The following is a 2970-nucleotide window of genomic DNA, read 5'->3' on the forward strand; positions in this document are numbered from 1 at the left end:
GAGAGTTAAGTGTTTGTTTTTCATTGTCGGTTACCAACTTGTCCCATAGTAAGTTCTACCTTATTTCTTTGTCTCATTCTAGTTTCCAGTTTTTAAGACAGACTAGAACTTACTTTGGGAATTTACTTTCGAAGTAATTGCCTTGGGAAATTCTTTCTCAGGGCTTTTCATTTGAAAAAATTATGATATAATTGTTAAATATAAAATATTTAGAAAATTTTGAAGAATTGACTTAAAGGAGATTTCTATGGCCTATGTAGTAGCTGTTGTTGGTGCCACTGGTGCAGTCGGTGCCCAAATGATTAAAATGTTGGAAGAGTCAACACTTCCAATCGAGAAAGTGCGTTTCCTTGCTTCTGCCCGTTCAGCAGGCAAGACTTTGCAGTTTAAGGGACAGGATATTGTCATTGAAGAAACAACAGAAACAGCCTTTGAAGGAGTGGATATTGCCCTCTTCTCAGCTGGTGGCTCTACATCTGCCAAGTATGCTCCTTACGCTGTAAAAGCAGGAGCTGTAGTAGTTGACAATACCTCTTACTTCCGTCAAAATCCAGATGTTCCTCTGGTTGTTCCTGAGGTAAATGCTCACGCACTGGATGCCCACAATGGTATCATTGCATGTCCAAACTGCTCAACCATTCAAATGATGGTTGCCTTGGAGCCTGTTCGTCAGAAATGGGGCTTGGAGCGGATCATCGTATCTACTTATCAGGCAGTTTCTGGAGCTGGTATGGGAGCTATCTTGGAAACGCAAGCTCAATTGCGTGCAGTCTTGAATGATGGTGTTGAGCCAAAAGCTGTAGAAGCAAACATTCTTCCTTCTGGAGGCGATAAGAAGCACTACCCAATTGGTTTCAATGCGATTCCACAAATCGACCTCTTCACAGACAATGACTACACATATGAAGAGATGAAGATGACAAAAGAAACCAAGAAGATTATGGAAGATGACAGTATTGCTGTTTCTGCAACCTGCGTTCGTATTCCAGTCTTGTCTGCTCACTCGGAGTCTGTTTACATCGAAACCAAGGAAATTGCTCCAATTGATGAAGTAAAAGCAGCCATCGCAGCCTTTCCAGGTGCTGTTTTGGAAGATGATGTGGCTAACCAAGTCTATCCTCAGGCCATTAACGCTGTCGGTAGCCGTGATACCTTTGTTGGTCGTATCCGTAAAGATTTGGATAAGGACAACGGTATTCACATGTGGGTTGTTTCTGACAACTTGCTCAAAGGTGCTGCATGGAACTCTGTTCAAATCGCTGAAACCCTTCATGAGCGTGGTCTAGTTCGTCCAACGGCAGACTTGAAATTTGAATTGAAATAATTTCATTAACCAAAAGTACACAAAAGGCTGCACTCAGCCTTTTTTAGCAACAATCAGTAAGTGAGGAAGCCTATGTCTATTCAAGATTTACGTGATGTAAAAATTATTACAGCAATGATTACCCCTTTCAAAGAAGATGGCTCGATTAATTTTGAAGTTTTACCCGAGTTGATTGAGCATCTGTTGTCCCATCACACAGAAGGGATTTTATTAGCAGGAACAACTGCCGAAAGTCCAACCCTGACACACGAGGAAGAACTGGAATTATTTGGTGCTGTGCAAAAAATTGTCAACGGTCGTGTTCCCTTGATTGCAGGTATTGGTACAAACGATACGCGCGACTCGATTGAGTTTGCTAAGGAAGTCGCAGCATTCGGCGGCTTTGCGGCAGGTCTTGCCATTGTGCCTTACTACAACAAACCCTCTCAAGAGGGAATGTATCAGCACTTCAAGGCTATTGCGGATGCCTCTGATTTGCCAATCATTATCTACAATATCCCAGGTCGTGTCGTGGTTGAAATGACGCCAGAAACCATGTTACGTTTGGCTGAGCATCCAAACATCATCGGTGTTAAAGAGTGTACAAGCCTTGCCAACATGGCTTACCTTATTGAGCATAGACCTGACGACTTCTTGATTTATACAGGTGAGGATGGCGATGCTTTCCATGCAATGAACTTGGGAGCAGATGGTGTGATTTCTGTTGCATCTCACACGAATGGTGATGAGATGTATGAAATGTTTACAGCCATCGAACAACAAGATATTCGAACAGCAGCCGCTATTCAACGCAAGTTCATCCCGAAAGTCAATGCCCTCTTCTCCTATCCAAGTCCTGCACCAGTTAAGGCAGTTCTCAACTATCTTGGATTTGAAGTTGGTCCACTCCGCTTGCCGTTGGTTCCATGCCCAGAAGAAGATGCCAAACGCATTATCAAAGTAGTCGTTGACGGCGACTACGAAGCAACCAAAGCTACAGTGACAGGAGTCGTACGACCAGATTATTAAAACAGTCTACGGATAGACTGTTTTAACGCGAGCCAAGAAACAAGAGAGCGAGCAATGTCTGGGGTAGTGGATTAAAACAGTCAGGGAAGTGACTGTTTTAACCCGAGCTCAAAAAACCGAAAGCGAGGATAGTCAGGGGAGTACAAATAGGCTAGTAGCCTATTTGTACCTGAGCCTGAAAACAAAAAAGCGAAGTACATCATCTGGTCACCAAGAAATACGAAAGTGACCACAGAAGACCCGAGCCTGAAAATACGAAAGCGAGGCTTGTTCGGGGGATACGAATAGACCGGTGGTCTACTCGTACCTGAGCTTGAAAACAAAAAGCGAAGTATTGTAACGTGGGTTAGAGCATAAAGAGTGAGGAATTTGGAAAACGATTAACCAAGTGGAGCTTCTTGTCATCTTCGTTGGTTTATTTAAATCTACACAAGCACATCAGTTATCTGGTGTGCTTTTCAGTTGCAAGCCTTTTCAATTTTTGGGCATTCTTGATATAATAACTAAAACCCAAATTTCAAGTTGAAGTTAGCCACCCAAAAGAAATTCACTTGGCGACTTGTAGTCCAAGCATTTTTTAGGGTAGTTGTTAATCCAATTTTCGATAAAAGCGACTTCTTTCGGAGTCGTTTTCTTGG

At 42.7% G+C, this 2970-nt stretch carries 2 protein-coding genes and 1 pseudogene; 2 read left to right on the top strand and 1 reads right to left on the bottom strand.

Translation table 11 applies throughout. From position 1 onward, the window contains the following. Window positions 1–247: 247 nt before the first annotated feature. Window positions 248–1324, top strand: a complete 1077-nt coding sequence (locus tag ODU46_RS10000) for an aspartate-semialdehyde dehydrogenase (protein WP_398579571.1) — start codon at window positions 248–250, stop codon at window positions 1322–1324. 72 nt (window positions 1325–1396) lie between these two features. After that, complete coding sequence (gene dapA / locus ODU46_RS10005; protein WP_024400438.1) at window positions 1397–2332, top strand: 4-hydroxy-tetrahydrodipicolinate synthase; 936 nt, start codon at window positions 1397–1399, stop codon at window positions 2330–2332. Between the two features lie 528 nt (window positions 2333–2860). On the opposite strand, the pseudogene ODU46_RS10010 reads toward dapA, so the two are convergent. Beyond that, window positions 2861–2970: pseudogene (locus ODU46_RS10010) on the bottom strand (IS30 family transposase); the annotation flags it as partial.

The organism is Streptococcus sp. 2020WUSS089 (assembly GCF_044427405.1).
In the GTDB taxonomy this organism is placed as follows: Bacteria; Bacillota; Bacilli; order Lactobacillales; family Streptococcaceae; genus Streptococcus; species Streptococcus hashimotonensis.